This window comes from Ornithinibacillus jepli, from assembly GCF_047228935.1.
GTDB lineage: Bacteria > Bacillota > Bacilli > Bacillales > Amphibacillaceae > Ornithinibacillus.
In genome coordinates, this window is sequence record NZ_JBFEGG010000010.1 from 1 (window position 1) to 17,642 (window position 17,642).

The 17,642-nt window shown below is 35.7% G+C and carries 17 protein-coding genes; 16 read left to right on the forward strand and 1 reads right to left on the reverse strand.

Annotated features, from left to right (window positions below; genetic code table 11):
* Positions 1–577: hypothetical protein (locus AB1K81_RS18290; protein WP_489685626.1), on the forward strand; the 577-nt coding region annotated here is incomplete at its 5' end.
* Positions 578–1,188: 611 nt separating this feature from the next.
* On the opposite strand, the gene AB1K81_RS18295 is transcribed toward AB1K81_RS18290, so the two are convergent.
* Positions 1,189–1,956: a tyrosine-protein phosphatase gene (locus tag AB1K81_RS18295; RefSeq protein ID WP_412978098.1), complete on the reverse strand. Its 768-nt coding sequence runs from the start codon at positions 1,954–1,956 to the stop codon at positions 1,189–1,191.
* Positions 1,957–2,746: 790 nt separating this feature from the next.
* On the opposite strand from AB1K81_RS18295, the gene AB1K81_RS18300 reads away from it, so the two are divergent.
* The 15 genes from AB1K81_RS18300 to AB1K81_RS18370 all read left to right on the forward strand — a co-directional run bounded on the left by AB1K81_RS18300 (position 2,747) and on the right by AB1K81_RS18370 (position 17,639).
* Positions 2,747–3,658: an FHA domain-containing protein gene (locus AB1K81_RS18300; RefSeq protein ID WP_412978099.1), complete on the forward strand. Its 912-nt coding sequence runs from the start codon at positions 2,747–2,749 to the stop codon at positions 3,656–3,658.
* Between the two features lie 9 nt (positions 3,659–3,667).
* Complete coding sequence (locus AB1K81_RS18305) at positions 3,668–4,717, forward strand: AAA family ATPase (RefSeq protein ID WP_412978100.1); 1,050 nt, start codon at positions 3,668–3,670, stop codon at positions 4,715–4,717.
* Positions 4,718–4,727: 10 nt separating this feature from the next.
* Positions 4,728–4,979, forward strand: coding sequence for an EsaB/YukD family protein (locus tag AB1K81_RS18310; protein ID WP_412978101.1), 252 nt, complete (start codon positions 4,728–4,730; stop codon positions 4,977–4,979).
* A gap of 34 nt (positions 4,980–5,013) precedes the next feature.
* Positions 5,014–9,513, forward strand: coding sequence for a type VII secretion protein EssC (gene essC, locus AB1K81_RS18315; RefSeq protein WP_412978102.1), 4,500 nt, complete (start codon positions 5,014–5,016; stop codon positions 9,511–9,513).
* 14 nt (positions 9,514–9,527) lie between these two features.
* Positions 9,528–9,851: a WXG100 family type VII secretion target gene (locus AB1K81_RS18320; RefSeq protein ID WP_412978103.1), complete on the forward strand. Its 324-nt coding sequence runs from the start codon at positions 9,528–9,530 to the stop codon at positions 9,849–9,851.
* A 16-nt stretch (positions 9,852–9,867) separates the two neighbouring features.
* Positions 9,868–10,287: a hypothetical protein gene (locus AB1K81_RS18325; protein WP_412978104.1), complete on the forward strand. Its 420-nt coding sequence runs from the start codon at positions 9,868–9,870 to the stop codon at positions 10,285–10,287.
* Positions 10,288–10,289: 2 nt separating this feature from the next.
* A complete protein-coding gene (locus AB1K81_RS18330) occupies positions 10,290–11,651 on the forward strand; it encodes a hypothetical protein (RefSeq protein ID WP_412978105.1) in 1,362 nt (453 codons plus the stop codon).
* Between the two features lie 57 nt (positions 11,652–11,708).
* The gene (locus AB1K81_RS18335; RefSeq protein ID WP_412978106.1) at positions 11,709–12,296 is read left to right on the forward strand and encodes a hypothetical protein; all 588 of its coding nucleotides are present in this window, start codon (positions 11,709–11,711) and stop codon (positions 12,294–12,296) included.
* Positions 12,297–12,304: 8 nt separating this feature from the next.
* Positions 12,305–12,910 carry a hypothetical protein gene (locus AB1K81_RS18340; RefSeq protein ID WP_412978107.1) on the forward strand — a complete coding sequence of 202 codons (606 nt, stop codon included), beginning with the start codon at positions 12,305–12,307 and terminating at the stop codon, positions 12,908–12,910.
* A 71-nt stretch (positions 12,911–12,981) separates the two neighbouring features.
* Positions 12,982–13,551, forward strand: a complete 570-nt coding sequence (locus AB1K81_RS18345; RefSeq protein WP_412978108.1) for a hypothetical protein — start codon at positions 12,982–12,984, stop codon at positions 13,549–13,551.
* Positions 13,552–13,625: 74 nt separating this feature from the next.
* A complete protein-coding gene (locus AB1K81_RS18350; protein ID WP_412978109.1) occupies positions 13,626–14,957 on the forward strand; it encodes a tetratricopeptide repeat protein in 1,332 nt (443 codons plus the stop codon).
* A 1-nt stretch (position 14,958) separates the two neighbouring features.
* On the forward strand, positions 14,959–15,279 hold the full coding sequence (locus tag AB1K81_RS18355; protein ID WP_412978110.1) for a WXG100 family type VII secretion target: 321 nt from the start codon (positions 14,959–14,961) through the stop codon (positions 15,277–15,279).
* A gap of 64 nt (positions 15,280–15,343) precedes the next feature.
* Positions 15,344–15,634 (forward strand): WXG100 family type VII secretion target, encoded by a 291-nt coding sequence (locus tag AB1K81_RS18360; protein ID WP_412978111.1) that lies wholly within the window; start codon positions 15,344–15,346, stop codon positions 15,632–15,634.
* A gap of 193 nt (positions 15,635–15,827) precedes the next feature.
* Positions 15,828–16,826, forward strand: coding sequence for an FHA domain-containing protein (locus AB1K81_RS18365; RefSeq protein ID WP_412978112.1), 999 nt, complete (start codon positions 15,828–15,830; stop codon positions 16,824–16,826).
* 45 nt (positions 16,827–16,871) lie between these two features.
* Positions 16,872–17,639, forward strand: coding sequence for a PP2C family protein-serine/threonine phosphatase (locus AB1K81_RS18370; RefSeq protein ID WP_412978113.1), 768 nt, complete (start codon positions 16,872–16,874; stop codon positions 17,637–17,639).
* Positions 17,640–17,642 lie beyond the last annotated feature (3 nt).

Consider the following 17,642-nt stretch of genomic DNA (forward strand, 5'->3'; position numbering starts at 1 on the left):
GGCCTTTAAGGCCGAGGCCGGTAATAGAGGCTTCCAGCCGCAGAGCAAACCACCAGTTCACACTGGTGGTTTTGATTCAACAAGTATATTCATTGAAGATGAGGTTTATGGTTCGATTTATAAAATTAATACGCCCTATGGTGATGGTTATGTAAGTCGTGAACAAGCAGTAATAACAGAGGATGAACATTTCTCACAAGTTGGACTCGAAGTCTTTTTACCGTTGTTTCCGGATATGTTTGAACAATCATATGGTTTTTTCTTTTTATTCTTAAATGAGAATACCGAAATAATAGAAGATAATGTACAGGGACTAACTGATGTAATTGAAAATCAAGTTGGTGTATCAAGTTTAGAATACAGTAATTATAGTTTTTCTTATTTAATCAATGAAGATTTATTATCATATGGTATTGAAGTTAGGAACATAAACTTGAATAGTCAAGTAATTGAAGATCTAAAGCCACTAGCAAGTCTTTCTTCAACTACAGGTGACATGTATTATTTTTTAACTGAAGAATATGAAGTATTGTTGGATATTGGAAGAGAACGGATAACTTTTAGACTTAATAATTAAATAACATACTTGTATTATAAATACATAAGATTCGATTTTTCTAATAAAGACTTTATTTTGTTAAATATGCAGCAAGTGAATTTAACAAAAGTAGTGTGAAATCATAATGAGACGAATAGAGATAGTGAATTTCCGTGAGTTGCAAATCAATTCTACCTTCAAGTCTGAGAAATCAGTTTACCAGATATACTTAGCAATTATAATTTTTATTAAAAGTTCAAATCACGATGATACCAAGTAATGAATCGACGGAATTACTCAAAGTTAAAACCGGGCACTAATCAACCTGTAAACAAATTATTTGATTGTGCTTGGTCTTTTTTTTGTTATCTTCCCATTTCATAAGTGGAATAGAAAAGGAGTAAGTTGTTCATCAAAATCAGTAAGTAACAAGTATTCCTAAGAGAGGAGGTACATAAATTATAATGCTTATGAGATTCTATGTGGTAAAGTAATGAAATGTTACTCGAATTATAGGGTTCTTAAGAGGTTGACATAGGTTTTAGAGATTAGAATTAAATCTTGTTCACCTTGGTTCAGTTCAATCATCACTTTTCTAAGAATCAGCAATGAAACTTAGGGAAATAAAGTGAATAGAATATAGCATGAATTTAGAATAAACGCCTTATTCTTTTCTTCTTCAATATCTTTTGAGGCTCGTTTCTAATAACGTACTGTCCATCAATCAATAACTTTGAATTTTCCAGGTACATATAATATATCTCTGTTCCGTAGGTCTTCTTTATAATATTATAGGCTTTTTGCATGTGAAATCCCCTATTAGTAATGTTATGAGCATCAGATGCTATAAAATGTGTTAAATGATGTTCTATAAGTTGATGGGCAAATTTTTGTATGGGTTTACCGAAATTACCTGTAAGACTAGATGCAGTTATCTGAGTAAGGGCACCTTTATTAACTAAGTTATAAAGAATGGAAGGATTTTCAGCTAATTTTCTATTACGTTCTGGATGGACTATTATAGGTATATAACCGTTAAGTTGAATTTCGTATATTACTTGCTCAGTAAAAATGGGGACTTCCCAAGAAGGGAGTTCTATGAAAAGATACCTAGTATTATTTATTGGTGCAATTATACCTGATAATATTTCGTTAATGATATTCAAATTGATCCTGATTTCTTGGCCAGGAAGGACAGTAAGTGGAATGTTAGCTTCCTGCAATTTATTATTTAACTCCAATATATGGTATTCGATATCGTTTTTGGGATTAAAATAATAACCGTTTTGGTGGTGTGGTGTAGCAACAATGGTGTGGATCCCTTCGTTAACAGCTGCTCTGGCCATATTCAAACTTTCAGAAAGATCAACCGCTCCATCATCAAATCCAGGTAAAATATGACTGTGTATATCAATCATCTACTTCACATCCACTCACTATATTCTCACCCTATATTATAACAATAAAAAGGAAAGGGGAATAGGTTCTTTGTCCCTCAAGTACTAATATATCCACTAATCTCTAATATCGCGGTTCTACTTCTTCAATATCAATAATTCCTTTGGACTGTAGCTGTATGTTTAATTCTCATTCATATTCTTGCAATTCATATAAATCTCCGTTTATATTTCCATCTTTCACAATAATTTTCGCTCTATCTCAAGTATTCAATTTAATTTCTGATTACTTATAATTCACTCCAAGATAAAGATGAGTGTGCCCCACACATAGGATTCCATAAGAAACTCCCAGCTGCTTTATATAGTATATTACAAGTTTAGAGTGGAAATAGAATGATACAAGAAGTAAGTTGAAACGTTAGTGGGTCGTTGCACCTAATGCTATAGCCCTATCAACCATAAGGAATGGGATATTTTTCCTGCTTGTTTAACTTTCCATTTAATCCCATCCGCGACCTTTGACTCAATTTTTAGAAAAGAACAACAACTTAAAAAAATTCTATGGTAGAATTGTAATGAAACTTACGGTCTAAAAAATACATTATTTAGGATACATAATTCTGTGTAAAGCTTTTAAGTTATGGATACCGAATCGAAACAACTCAGATTGCCTCAGAAGGACCCTCGAAGATCCAACACAAAATATTTATACAATCAAAACATTTTTATATAAAGAGTAATTATCTAACATCATAACAATATTTCAAACGACATAAATACGGTTAACGCCGTGTGGCAGGTGTATGTAATGGGAGTATTAACGGAGTATGGAGCAATTCGCAATATAACCAGTGGTTCTAATGCTAATATTGCGTATGTTCTTCATGATAATAACGACTTTTCACTAACTGAATACAAAGTATTGCAAAGTCAGTATAATACCGGTTTTATTAAGTGCATGCAAATGATGTACAACGGAAAGATTGAATTGTATTATTTGACATCCGAGTATAAAACCTTTTCATCTATGTTACCTACACTGGATGATAAAGGGTTTAAGACGGTTATGGTTAATCTACTGAACGCCATAATAGAGGTTAAGAATAATGGTTTCTTATCGTATCAAAAGATTGATATCTCTTTTGATCACATCTTTATTCATCCAAGCAATCTATCGGTTGGTCTGATCTATGTCCCAATTACTATTCGTGAATTTAAGGATTACGCAACCTTCGAGACGGAATTTAGAACGAGTTTAGTCCAATTTATAAATAGCCTCCCAACACTTCGTTCTCAAAGAATAAGTGATTTTTATACAGGACTTTCTAATGGTACACTTCCGCTCGAAGCTTTAGTAAGTCGAATAATGTATAGTACCCCAAGAACTGAAAAGGAAAGTTATGAGAGTAAGGTTCCAATGATACTTGAAGCATTAAATGCTCCAGAAACTCTCGAACTATCAGTGAATAAAGAAACGTTTATCATTGGTAAAAGTACGATTGATGCGGATGGAGTGATTTCTTTTAATAGTGCCATTAGCCGAACCCATTGTAAGATAACCCAGACAAGTAGAGGCTTCCAGTTAGAAGACCTACAAAGTACAAACGGCACGTACTTAAATAACGTACGACTTCAAGCCTTTGAACCTGTGGGGTTAAAAAACGGCGATGTTATTCGATTAGCAAACACTGATTTTCGAGTTCGTATGATGGACAGGTGAGAAAAGAATATGAATAAACCAAGAATAATTATTGCAGATAGCGATGAAAAATATATATCTCCTCTACAGCTTAAATTTGTAGAAGAATATTTTAATAAAGTTAATCTGGAGATTATTACCGATAAACGGTATTTTGAGGAGTTGTTTTCTACCCCTCAGAAAGTAGATATTCTTGTCATTAGTGAGGAATTTTATAGTGAAACGCTTCATCGCCATAATATAAATCATATTTTCATGATGACAGAACATAATGAGCATGGAATAACAGAGGATTTAGCGGTTGTTCGTATCTTCAAATATACAAGTATTAAAGTCATATTTAATGAAATCGTTGGAAAAAGCTCTGCGGCGCTTCAGAATTCAGAGAAGCTAGAAGAGTGCCAAACGGTACTTGTATACTCGGCTTCAGGTGGGGTTGGTAAGACTACACTTGCACTTGGCATGAGTCATTGCTTAACAAAAAGTTACAAGCGGGTGTTATACATAAACGCTGCTAGATTGCAATATTTTCAGGCATTATTGGAAAACCAAAGTGCCATTACTGCAGCCGATTTCTATTCTAAACTTGCAACAGCAGATGAATATATATATGACCAAATCAAACATGTGATAAGAAGGGAAGTATTTCATTATCTTCCACCCTTCAAAGCACCATTGATGTCGTTGGGATTGCCATATTCCATCTTTGAAACAATTATTAAATCGGCAAAGGCTTCGAAAGCGTATGATTACATCATTATTGATGCCGAATCGACATTTGATGAGGATAAGGCTACGTTAATCAATTTGGCTGACAAAGTAATCGTAGTAACAAAGCAAGACAGAATCTCTGCTTATGCAACAAATGCTTTAGTCAGTAACATCGATGGCGTTACTTCAGAAAAATATATTTATGTTTGCAATGATTTTAAAAAAGACCGAGACAATGCATTGGTCTCATCAGAAATTCATTTCACAGTGAATGACTATATTACGCACTTTGAAAACTATGATCAGATGAAATGTGAAGACTTCTCAATAGATAGTGGAGTCCAAAGAATATCATATTTAGTATTATGAGGGGAAAATCATGGCTGATGAGAAAGCAATTGTAATCCTGAAAATTCATAAACGAAAATTTACTGTTGATTTAGAGGTACCTCTTGATATATCCGCAAATGAGTTCGTCATTGCTCTGAACACCGCTTACGATTTAGGCATAGATGTTTCGAATGTGAAAAATTGCTACTTGAGAGCAGAAAATCCGATTGCTTTACTGAAGGGAAATAAACTGTTGTCCGAATTTGGGGTTCGGAACGGGACGGTTATAAACATTCTATAAGTAGGAGAAGCAAATGCTGAGCAGATACAAACTAATGATATCAAATAAAAATGTATATAAAGAAGTTGAAATTGCTTCTGATACAAGTGAGTTACGAATAGGAACGGGACTAGATTGTGATGTGCGTCTGCGAAAAGAATTGTTCTTTGGTCAGGTCGAACTAACACTTACCAAGCATAAGGATAGTTGGAATCTAATAGTCTCTGACAATTTATATTTGTCTCTTGGTGATGTTCGTAAACTGATGAACAAACAGCTCCATCATGGGGATGAACTAGTTTTAAAATATCAAGAATCAGGAAATGAAGTCTTTACCCTGTCCTTCATGATTGACTTCGATTATGAAAAGAAAGCGTACAATCGCATTATTGATATAGCTGGCGCCAAGCAACTGCGCATCGGAGGCGAGGCTTCTTGTGATATTTCTATCCGTGATGAATTTCTAGATACGGATTCCATGACTCTATCATTTGAAAATGGTAAGTGGTATATCATCGATAACAACACGAAATATGGTGTTTTCGTCAATGGGTGGCGTATAGAGAAGAAACAAGAGCTTCATGACTATGATTTTTTCGCGGTTGTTGGCTATAGTTTTTATTTTAAAAAAGGGAACTTATATACTTCAGCTAGTGAGAATGTAACGATTCATCACTTTAGCTATGAAGACCGATTTGAACAAAAAACTCAATTAGTTTATCCGAAATTTAATCGTAACACACGGATTCAATATGAAATTCCAGAAATCGAATTAGAGATTCAAAATCCGGAAAATAAACCGAATAAGCCGAGGAGAAATTTACTATTATCGCTTATACCAGCATTAGTTATGTTAGCGGCAATTCTCATTCTAAGAGGGTTAATTGGCGGAGGAAGTATATTTATTGTTTACAGTGCGATTGCGATGTCCATGGGTGCGTTTATGTCCGTTGCAACCTACTTTTCCGAAACGAAAAAATACAAGGAAGAAACTGCGGAAAGAATTGAAAGATACCAACAATATATAGTGGAAAAACAGGAAGAAATCGAAAAGGCTCGTGAAAAAGAGCTGCAAATTAGAAATTTAATTTATGAGTCTCTTGAAAATAGTATGAAAGAAGTTTACGACTTTGGTAGAAGATTGTTTGAAAAATCTACCAAAGATGCTGACTTTTTACAAGTGTATTTAGGGAAGGGGCGCATCGAATCTAGCAACCAAGTTAAGTTCAACAAACAAGAAATCATCGATCTGGAAGATCCGTTAGCTACACTTCCGGAACGAGTAACGAAACAATTTAAATATATCGAGGATGCACCTATTATTTCAGATTTCCATGCTTCTAGTGGTATTGGTGTCGTTGGCAAAAAGTCAGACCTCGGGAAAATTATTAAGAATATTACCTTGGATTTGGCAATCCGCCATTACTATGGTGATGTAAAGTTTGTCTATCTCCTTAATGACAATAATGTGCAAGAAATGAGCTGGGTCAGGTGGTTGCATAATGTTGAGAACGACCAGCTGGACGTGAAAAATATTATTTACGATGAAGAAAGCATGAATGTATTACTAGAAAATCTGTACATTATCCTTAACGCTAGAGAGAATACAAAACGGGGAAAAGACTCAGAGGATTGGGAAGAGTATTATGTTGTTTTTGTAACGGATGCATCGGTAATCCGTACGCATCCTGTTTCCAAATATATAAAAAATTGTCATGAATATGGTTTTACGTTTGTATTCTTTGAAGAGTATGAAGAAATGTTGCCACAAGGTTGTACAGAGATTATTCGGATAAATTCCAAGCAAGGGGAAGTCCTACACACAAAACAAGGGGACCATGTGTTAACTTTCGACTATCCGGAAATCCCGACGAACACCGCCTTAGATATTGCACTCAAGCTTGGTGCGGTTACGGTTGATGAAGTTTCATTAGAAGGGGAATTGACCAAAAATATATCGATGTTTGAGTTATTGGGGATTATGTCAGTTGAGGATTTGGATTTAACAGGTAGATGGGATTCTTCCTTGGTATATAACAGTATGGCTGCTCCACTTGGAGTGAAGCGGAAGAACGAGGTAGTTTATCTAGATATAAGTGACAAAGCGGGAGCACATGGACCACATGGATTAGTTGCTGGTACGACTGGTTCAGGAAAGAGTGAAATCATTCAGACTTACATTCTATCCATGGCATCCTTATTCCATCCGTATGAAGTTGGTTTTGTCATTATCGACTTTAAAGGTGGTGGAATGGCAAATCAGTTCAAAAATCTACCGCATCTCATAGGAACTATTACTAACATTGATGGAAGAGAAATTAACCGATCCTTATTATCGATTAAAGCGGAGTTAGTGAAGCGACAAGAAATGTTTTCCGAGGCTGGTGTCAATCATATTAATGATTATATCAAGCTATATAAATCTAACAAGGTTGATACTCCGATGCCACATCTCATTATGGTTGTCGATGAATTTGCTGAACTGAAAGCTGAGCATCCTGACTTTATGAAAGAGATTATTTCTGCTGCTCGTATTGGGCGAACTTTAGGGATACACCTCATCCTAGCAACACAAAAACCAGCTGGTGTGGTTGATAACCAAATATGGAGTAACTCTAAATTTAAATTATGTCTAAAGGTTCAAACGAGAGAAGATAGTACTGAGGTAATCAAAACACCTCTTGCTGCAGAAATTGTGGAGCCTGGTAGAGCTTACTTCCAAGTTGGAAACAATGAAATATTTGACTTGTTCCAATCAGCTTATAGTGGTGGCCATGTTCCTAGTGGAAACGACATGAATGAGAGAATTTTTGAACTGTATGAACGTAATATTTGGGGAAAGAAAAAACTTGTCTATTCCAACCGAAAAACACAGGCAGCAGTGGAAACAAAGAGCCAGCTAGAAGCAATCGTTGACTATGTCCACGACTATTGTGCAGTGAAAGGAATTAAACAACTTCCAGGTATTTGCTTACCGTCACTACCAGATGTAATTAATACAGATACCCTTGATTACAGCACGAATAACGACCTGAACATTTCTGTTCCAATCGGGGTGTTTGATGACCCAGAACAACAGCGTCAAGGCCAGGTTGTTATCGAACCATCGAAGGAAAATGTATACCTTGTTGGTTCCGCTCAAACTGGAAAAACGACCATGTTGCAAACTCTTACTTACGGGCTAATCAAAAAATACGATCCTTCTCAAGTGAATCTGTATATCATTGATTGCGGCAGTATGGTATTGAAAACCTTTGAAAACTCTAAACACGTCGGTGGTGTTGTTCTATCAAATGAAGAAGAGAAATGTAAAAATCTCTTTAAGCTTCTGAATTCCATGGTAGTAGAACGAAAAACAATCCTTTCCAGTAAAGGTGTAGGTAGTTTCTCTGCATACTTGGATGCTGGATACACCGATATTCCGATGGTTGTTGTAGTGATTGATAATATGGCTGCCTTTAAGGAATATTTCCCGAACCAGGCGGATGAGCTAAATAGCCTTAGCCGAGAAGCACAAGGGGTAGGAATATCATTTATCATTGCGTCAGCAACATCGAATGCGCTAAATTACCGAACCCAAGGTAACTTTGGAAGGAAGCTTGTACTCAATTGTAACGATAAGGCTGAATATAGTAATGCCTTTGGTCATAACAAGCAAACACCGAAAGACACAGCTGGTAGAGGACTACTAATGTTAGATAAAAGAATTCTAGAATACCAAGTTGCAATATTTGGTAGCAATGCGAAAGAAGCAGGAAGAAGTAAGGAACTGAAACGATTTATTGAAACACGAAATACTGATTGTACTACCCAAGCTCGTACGATACCAATGGTACCTGAAAAGCTAACCCTTCCAGAAGCATTACGAACAGATGGCGATGCATTTAAACAGAAGGGTATTTTACCTATCGGAATGGATTATGAAAAGGTAGCCTATTCTACACTCGATTTAAATACTAGTGGCTCCATGACTCTAATAGGAGATAAAGAGAGCAAAGAACGGTTTACCATCAATTTGCTTCGTATGCTAAGTGAAACAATTATTTTCCATCATATCGAAGCTACCGTCATTGATGATAAATCGAAGTCACTCAAAGAATTTACGTCCTTTGGATTTGTACAGAAATATACGAGTGATCCTGCAGAAGGACTACTGTTTGTAAATGAATTCAATGAGGACATTTCAAGAAGAAAAGAGGTAGATGAGTTAGAAGATAACTCCTACAAACTCCTAATTTTAAATAATACTGAAGTATTTAAGCGAATAAATAGTGACAGAAACGAAAGTAAATCATTTGCTGAAGTAATTAAGGGAGCAAACGAAGCTTTAGCTTTTGTACTAATAACGACAATGGAAAATGAAGCAGTTGGTTTTAATGCATCAGAGGTATTGAAGACTATCAAAGACGAGCGAAAAGCGATTCTATTTGCTCCAATATTGGAAAGTAAAGTGTTTGATGTCCCTGCTAGACTCCGGGCAGAAACATCCTTTGAAAAATCTAATGGATATCGTTTCGGAGGATCAGGCTATACCAAAATAAAAATCTTTGAATAAGTGAGGTGTTTGTTGTGTCCAGTGGAGGTAAAGCGGTTGTTACAGGTACGATTGATTCTGAAAGGATATTTGAAACCCATACACAAATCAAGGAAATTGTAGAGTCGTATAAAACAGTAAATCTAGAAGTCTCTAAAATTACACAACATGTTAAAGAGAACTGGGTTGGAGAGGGCCGAGATGAATTTGAATCCCAATATAAACTTTTGATTAGAAAAATTGATGATTTTGGAGATGCCTTAAAGGATATTTATGATGCGCTAGTTCAAGCAGAGGCAGATTATGAAACATCCGATGATCAGATACGTCAGCAGTTTAAGATGGCGATGGATAGTTAAGAAAGGGTGAGGGAAGGTGGCTAGTAGTTCTTATTATTATAATCTTTACCGAAAGAAGAAAAATGAAGTAGATGATTATGAGGATAATATACGGGACTTAAGAAGAATTTTAAATCATCTTAATTACGATCTGTATGATGAAATTTGGGACGTTAATTTTGAATACGAGGATTTGACACATGATTTAAAAAAAGGGGTCAGGCATAATTCTTACTTCACCTCCCAAGCAAACACCCATTTGAATAAAAAAGAAAAAAATGTGTCACAAGATTATGATTTAAGTAGAACCCAAGATGGCTTGGAAGACGAAATTTCACGCTTGAATCAACTGTTAACACAAGCAATTGCAAACCGGGATTATTATTATTCTAAATATAAGGAAAAGCAAGCAGAGGAAAGAGCAGAATTCTTAAGAAATTTATTTGGTGGTGGTTGAAAATGAGTATTGCTTCCATATCATACAGTAGTCTAAGGAATGCTGCGAGTGAGGCAAAATCTGTTGCAAAGCGGTTAGATAATTATGCAGATGCAATTGATAAAACTGTTTACGGTAAATTAAACAGCTACAATGGACCATGGTCCTCTAATCTCTCGACTGCGAAAAGTAGAGCAAGTAGTAAAATCTCTAAATTAAGAGACCAATCGACCAAGTACGATAGATATGCAGAGGATTTAACCGATTTAAGAGAGCAATGTCAAGCTACAGATAAGAGCGTAAGAACGAAGGTTTCATCACTTACAGCAACATTTAAAGAAAATCATGGGATAAAGGATAACAAGGTAATCAATGCTATTAGCTATTTCTTTACCAAAATTAGTAACGATACAGCAATAGGTCGTTGGTTGGGAGATGTAAGGGATCAATTTAGTGCACGTTTTGATTATTTTAAACAATCCATTAGTGACTGGTTTCACTGGGATGGTGGAAAAGAACTTCTTAAAGGCATATTGGTTTTTGCAGTGGAACTTGCCTTAGGAGTTGCAACGATAGCACTTGCTGTTATAACGGGTGGAGCCTTATTAGTGGTTATTGCTGGTGTCATAGCTGGTTCAATTATGATATTGAATAGCTTGGTGAATATGGCTAATGAGGGCCGAGCATATCAAGCTACACGAGCCGATGACCCTGCTACTGGAAGGCGGTTAAGCTCATTAAATACTTTATCAGATACGATGCGTCAAGAGGATAGCCGCTTTTTACATGGTTTCGCCAATACTCTTGATGCTGTAAATACGGTATGTACGATAGTCACAGTTGTTAGTGGCCTTGGAAATCTTGCTAAGAAAGGATTTAAATGGGCGACTGGAAATCCAGCTAGCTTGGATAGTATTAAAGTTAAGGATATTTTAACCAATGCCAATCTTAATACATTTACTGGGAAGTTAAAAACAACTATTGGTAATGGATGGATAGAAACAACTAAAGCAATTCAACGTGGAGATTGGCAATTTTTCAGTGGTACAGCAAAAAACTTTGGTACCGATTTTTTAAACAATCTCAAAGGAGATTTTTGGAAATTTAGTAACACCATAGATAGTGTGAAATCAACTAAAAATATTTTGTCATCTATCAATTTACTTAATAGTAATGGGCTAAACTTAACTAGCCTTGGAATTATTGCTTTAGTAAGGGTCCCAGTTGCGAATTTACCTGGAGAAACTCACATACAAGTTGGGGACTTTAAGAGCTTAATTGATGATACTTCAAAATCATTTAAGGGTATTAGGGATATGTTTTCCAATCAATCTCCAATCGATACCGATATTATGAATAGCCTGTCGCAGTCTGGCAATCAGTAGTAGTAGTACGAAACCATATATTTCATCGATAATAATAAACTAGTTAGGAGTACAGGAATGGAAACTATAAGAATGGAAAAACCAAATTATGTATTAAAAGCTAATGAAGCAGTATTAGTCCCTAAAAATGATAACCCCTGGTTAGGCAGGTTAAAAAAAGCTGCTTGGATTATTGTGGGTATTATTATTCTTGGATCCATTATCTTTCAAGATAATATATTTAGTGAACTGAACTGGTCAGCACAAGTTATGCTTATTGTGTTAGCTATCGGATTAACTTTTACTGGTGGTAGCCATAGAGTTCCTTCACCTTTCGAAATTTGGTTTTATGATGATTACCTAATTGTCTATCGGGAGAAACACTACTATAGTCGAAAGGTTTCAAGAAAAGAGTATGATAAGTTCTTTTATAAAGATATTCAAAAAATTCAATTTCGAAAAACAACCCAACGCATTAATATTTACGGGGTTGTAGAAGGGATTTGGTACAACTATAACAAGGATGGAACTTTACCTGAAAAACCAACCTATCACAAAACAACGGATAGTATTTGCTTTTTTTACACGTCTGCAGAACCAGATGTTGACTTCGTAGCAGAAATAGAAAAACATTCTCCAATAAAGGTAATTGTGGATGAAAGCTAGGTGTTAGTATGTCTATTATAGAGAGTACTTCTATCACTAGAAAAGATAATCCAAATTATACACTAAAAGCAAATGAGGGAGTTTTGGTTCCTAAAAATGACAATCCAGGGCTAGGTATATTAAAGAAAGCTATTTGGATTATTGTTGGTGTCGTTATATTAGGCTCCATAATCTTCCAAGAGAATCTTTTAAGCGAACTTTCATGGTCAGCCCAGGTATTACTTATTGTGTTTGCTATCGGATTAACTTTTACTGGTGGTAAAAAGCGGGTTCCAAACCCTTTTGAAATTAGGTTTTACGATGATTATTTTATTGTATTTCGTGAGAAAAGATACTATGGCAAGTTACCGAGGAAAGAATATAATAAGTTTTTTTACAGTGATATTGAAAAAATAGAACATAGGATTAAAACGGAGCGCATTAACATCTATGGGAAGATAGAAGGTATCTGGTATGACTATAACAAGGATGGAACGTTACCTGAAAAACCAACTTATCATAAAACTACCGAGGGTGGTATTTGTTATTTTTATACATCTGAAGATCCTAATATTGATTTTGTTGCTGAAATAGAAAAACATTCTCCTTTAAAGGTAGTTATTGAAGATAATTAGTATGAATCAGGGAAAGTACTCTGACTTGATCCTTAACAAACTTGAATACTATATAAAATAGGAGGAACTCGTTGGAAAAGCCAAATTATGTACTAAAAGCTAATGAAGGTGTGATAGTCCCTAAAAATGAAAATTTTAGAATGATAAAAAAAGCAGTGTGGATCGTTGTGATTGTCATTGTAATCGGTTCTATTATTTTCCAAGATGATTTATTCGGTGAACTTTCATGGTCAGGCCGAATTATGTTAGTTGTGCTAGCTCTAGGGTTAAGTTTTGCTGGAGGGAACAAGCGAGTTCCATCACCTTTTGAGATTCAGTTTTATGATGATTACCTTATCGTTTATCGAGAGAAAAAGTATTACAATAAAAATCTTATAAGGAAAGAGTACGATAAGTTCTTTTATAAAGATATTACGAAATGTCAATATAGAGCCCAAACGAAACAGATTAATATTTATGGGGTTATTGAAGGGATAAGGTACAAATATAGAAAAGATGGTACTTTACCTGAAAAGCCTAATTACCACAGAACAACTAATGGTGGTATATCTTGGTTTTATACAACAGAATCTCCGGAAATTGACTTTGTCACGGAAATAGAAAAACATTCTCCAGTAAAGGTAGTTGTGGAAGATAATTAGTAGGGACAACGGACATGGGTTGGGTTTACTCGTCTCAGCGAAAAGAATGGTTCCCTCGTCCTAAGGAGGTTGCTATGGAAGTTAATGTGAATGAACAAAGGTTGGAAGCAAAAGATTTAAATCAACAAGGTGCGCTTCTATTAAAGACGGGTAATATCCCGGCTGCACAAAAGAAGTTTGATAGAGCGATAGAGCTAGATCCAATGTTAGTAGATAGTTACAAAAACTATGGGGATTTATACATGGCTTCTGAAAATTTTAAAGAAGCGAAGAACCAATATAAAAAAGCACTTTTAATTGAAAAAAGTGGGGAACTCTATTTTCAGTATGGGAGTGCTTGCTTCATGAATGATGAAGTTCATGAAGGATTAGAAAATTATAATCTAGCTATTTCGGCAGGATACGATGGCGACGAAATGTTATTCTTCATGGGGATGGCTTATGAGCATCTAAACGATGATCAAATGGCTTTAAGGTATTTTCATAAAGCTTGTATTAAGAACCCATCCAGACCGGATTATCTCGTGAAAAAGATATCAGCCTTAGTTCGTTTAGATATGATTGATAGTGCTGAGGAAAGTGTGGATGAACTGCTTAAGAATTCACCTGAATTATTTGATGGGTATCATTTGAAAACCCAATTACTTATTTATAAAGGAAAACTTGAAGAAGCGGTTGAATTTTCAAAGGCTGCATCCGACCGTTTTCCTGAGGATCCAGAGTTAATGCATGATTATGTGAAATGTGTTTCTTTAAATGGACAGTTCGATTTGGCTTATCAACTACTAAATACGGCGAAACAGATGAAGTATTATGAAGAGGCTAAAAGAGGATTCATCTTGTTAGAGGCACAAATTGCTGCAGAGAAGAATGATGTTAATCGTGCTATTACATGTTGCGAAGAATGTATTTCCCTTGAGAGTACAGACTTTTTCGAAGGGGAAGCACGTTTTATGCTCATGAATATGTATCTTGCGAAGAAAGAATACGATTTAGCGCTAGATGTTGCTACTGCCCTTATTACCAATGAAGGAGATGACTCCTATTATTATGCTGCATTATATTATAGACCGTTTTGCTTAAAACAGATGGGCAAACTTGATGAAGCAAAACCGCTTTATACTGAAGCAAATTCGATTTTCCGTTTAGCAACATTAGAAAATCCGGCAGCAATCGATGTTTATTTATATCGCGTCATGTGCTTAAAGGATATTGAGGAGTATGACAAAGCCCTTGATTTACTAGATTTTATCTCTGGTATCAGTGATGAGATTGCTGAAGTTCATACACTTCGAGCTGACATTTATCGTTCTTTAGGAAAGGCAGCACAAGTTAAATCGGAACTAGAGAAAGCTTATAAGTTAAAACCTGAGCTGGAAGATTTGTATGAAGGGGTGGGTGGTTAAGTTGGCTTTAGCCCATGAAGGTAATACCGATCTTGCATTTGATACTGATGCGTTAAGAAAATATGGAAAACAATACGGTAGTATTGCTGATGACTTGAGAAAGATGTCGGATAGACTTGAGAAGTTGCTTGCTGAATTAAAAGGAGCTGGGTGGACTACACCTGCAGGAACAGCATTTCATAAGATGGTAAACACAAACTGGAGAGAGAACATCGATAAATACGCAGATTTACTGGATACGTTGCAAAACATTCTAGAATCTGCTGCTTCTAAGTACGATAATTTAGTCGAAAACCATATTGAGAAAACAAAACTTAATTAGGGCAAAAACAGCTACATAGCTGTTTGCAAATATAAAAATTTAAATAAAGGAAGGAAGAGGAAAAATGGCAAATATTAGAGTGACACCTGAGGTGCTAGCAGGACAGGGGAATGATTTACAAACATTTGCAGCGGAACTTTCAGACATTCTAGGATTGATTGACAACAAAATCAAGGAGATTGGTGATAGCTGGGATGGTTTAGCAGAGCAATCCTACCTAGAAATGTATGACAATTTAAAACAAAGCCTAGACCAATTTCCAGTACTAGTTGACAACCTTGGTCAAGCTACTGTTTCTGCAGCAGAAGCATTCAGTACTGTTGACGAAACATTACAAGGTAACTTTAGAGCTTAGTGGGGTTTAGAGTGAATCTTGGGATGTTTTTTGGCGTCCCAAGATTTTTAGTATAAGGTGATTCCCTGCTAGATTACTTCAGAATATTACTGGTGATTGTTAGAAAAAAGTTATACATAAATAGTTAATATTGATGGGAATTATGAGATATGGATAGTTTAATAGATTTCAATTTTGATAGTAGGAGATAACTATGGGGAAAACAATAGTGGAAAAAAGTAAAACTAAATCTGTTGTTATCAATAAGTTAGTACATCCTGAAATAATTAATGACCGTGAGCTAAAAGCGATTATAACTGGTATGCTACCGAGTCTGATACCTGTTAATGCAAAATATAGAAAAAAAAGAGTTACCTTATCAGCTTCGGTTGAGGGGTTATTGTCTCTAAGAGAATATTTTAATGGCATTGTCGACAGGAAGATGTTTCTTGAGGTTATTGCACAACTCATTACAGTCATTAAAGAATGCGAGAAAAATATTATGAATATCAAAAACTTACTATTTCATGTTGACTATATTTTTATTGATCCAGATACGAAAAAGGTACAGTGCATCTTTTGGCCGATTTTGAATAATCAGCACCCAGCTTCTATTGCAGGCTTTTTTAAGGATTTACCTTATCGTGTTGTTTTCTCTAAAGACGAAGATAATGACTATGTATCTACTTATTTACACTATTTTAGTAGTCCCCCTCCTTTCTCCATTTATAGTTTCGAAAAAGTCATTCATGAATTAATGGGGAAAACAGAATCGAAACTATACATGGAGCAACAATCTTCAACAAGAGAACAAAACTACAGTGAAACAACCGTGTTAGGTACAGAAGAAGCAGGTGAAACAACTGTATTAGGTTTTGAGGATGAAGATGGAACAACTGTCCTTGGGTTTCAAGAACCTACTTTTCCTTATTTAATTAGAGAAAGCACACAGGAAAAAGTCAGTGTGAATAAGCCATCGTTTCGTATAGGGAAAGAGAAAAGGTATTGCGACTTATTTATTTCCGATAACACTGCGATTAGTCGAAGTCATGCAGATATTCTTACAAAAGATAATCGGTATTTTATCATTGATAACAATTCTACGAATAAGACATATGTTGATGGTCGTGTCATTCCAGTAAGAGAGGAAGTAGAGATTTTCTCTGGCACGAAAATAAAACTTGCCAATGAAGAATTTGTATTTTATCTATAGTGGGACAAAGGGGCTGTTACCTTGTCCTAGCGAGGGTGAACGGATATGGAGATATTGACAACTGCACATACTGATATTGGTATCCAAAAGCGTGCGAATCAAGATAGTTTATGTGTAAAAATTGCTGATACTTCCGTTGGAAAAGTCGTGTTAGCGGTAATTTGTGATGGCATGGGTGGTCTTGCCAAAGGGGAGGTTGCTAGTGCAACTGTTATTCATGCTTTTTCTGACTGGTTTGAAAAAGAACTGCCCACCCAGCTTTCTAAAGATAATTGGAGTGATATTCAGCTTCGATGGAATCAGATTATTCAAGAACAAAACGAGTTAATTGGCGCTCATGGTAGAGCGATAAGAAGTAATCTCGGAACAACGCTAACGGCAATGCTACTAATTGATTCAAAATTTATGCTTGTTGGTCATGTAGGTGATTCTAGATTGTATCGCCTCGATTCGGAATTACGTCAATTAACTGAAGATCAAACGGTTGTGGCCAGGGATATTAGACAAGGAAGAATAACTCCTGAACAGGCGGAAACTGACCCAAGAAGAAACGTCCTCCTTCAATGTATTGGTGCTTCCAAAAGCGTGGAACCAGAATTTTTTGAGGGCAGGGCCAATGTAGGAGAAGTGTACCTACTCTGTTCAGATGGATTTCGTCACAAGGTTTCGGAGGAAGAAATTTATTCTACCTTTGCTCCAAGGAATTTGCATAATGAAAACGACATGGAAAGCAAAGCGAGACACATGATTGAACTTGTGAAGGAAAGACAAGAAACAGATAATATCTCAGTTATCATTGTCAAAATTCAATAAGGA

Excerpts from the sequence above, each read along its gene's own strand:
- AB1K81_RS18295 (WP_412978098.1), bottom strand. The coding sequence starts at position 1,956 with ATGATTGATATACACAGTCATATTTTACCTGGATTTGATGATGGAGCG.
- AB1K81_RS18300 (WP_412978099.1), top strand. The coding sequence starts at position 2,747 with ATGGGAGTATTAACGGAGTATGGAGCAATTCGCAATATAACCAGTGGT.
- AB1K81_RS18305 (WP_412978100.1), top strand. The coding sequence starts at position 3,668 with ATGAATAAACCAAGAATAATTATTGCAGATAGCGATGAAAAATATATA.
- AB1K81_RS18310 (WP_412978101.1), top strand. The coding sequence starts at position 4,728 with ATGGCTGATGAGAAAGCAATTGTAATCCTGAAAATTCATAAACGAAAA.
- essC (WP_412978102.1), top strand. The coding sequence starts at position 5,014 with ATGATATCAAATAAAAATGTATATAAAGAAGTTGAAATTGCTTCTGAT.
- AB1K81_RS18330 (WP_412978105.1), top strand. The coding sequence starts at position 10,290 with ATGAGTATTGCTTCCATATCATACAGTAGTCTAAGGAATGCTGCGAGT.
- AB1K81_RS18335 (WP_412978106.1), top strand. The coding sequence starts at position 11,709 with ATGGAAACTATAAGAATGGAAAAACCAAATTATGTATTAAAAGCTAAT.
- AB1K81_RS18340 (WP_412978107.1), top strand. The coding sequence starts at position 12,305 with ATGTCTATTATAGAGAGTACTTCTATCACTAGAAAAGATAATCCAAAT.
- AB1K81_RS18350 (WP_412978109.1), top strand. The coding sequence starts at position 13,626 with ATGGAAGTTAATGTGAATGAACAAAGGTTGGAAGCAAAAGATTTAAAT.
- AB1K81_RS18360 (WP_412978111.1), top strand. The coding sequence starts at position 15,344 with ATGGCAAATATTAGAGTGACACCTGAGGTGCTAGCAGGACAGGGGAAT.
- AB1K81_RS18365 (WP_412978112.1), top strand. The coding sequence starts at position 15,828 with ATGGGGAAAACAATAGTGGAAAAAAGTAAAACTAAATCTGTTGTTATC.
- AB1K81_RS18370 (WP_412978113.1), top strand. The coding sequence starts at position 16,872 with ATGGAGATATTGACAACTGCACATACTGATATTGGTATCCAAAAGCGT.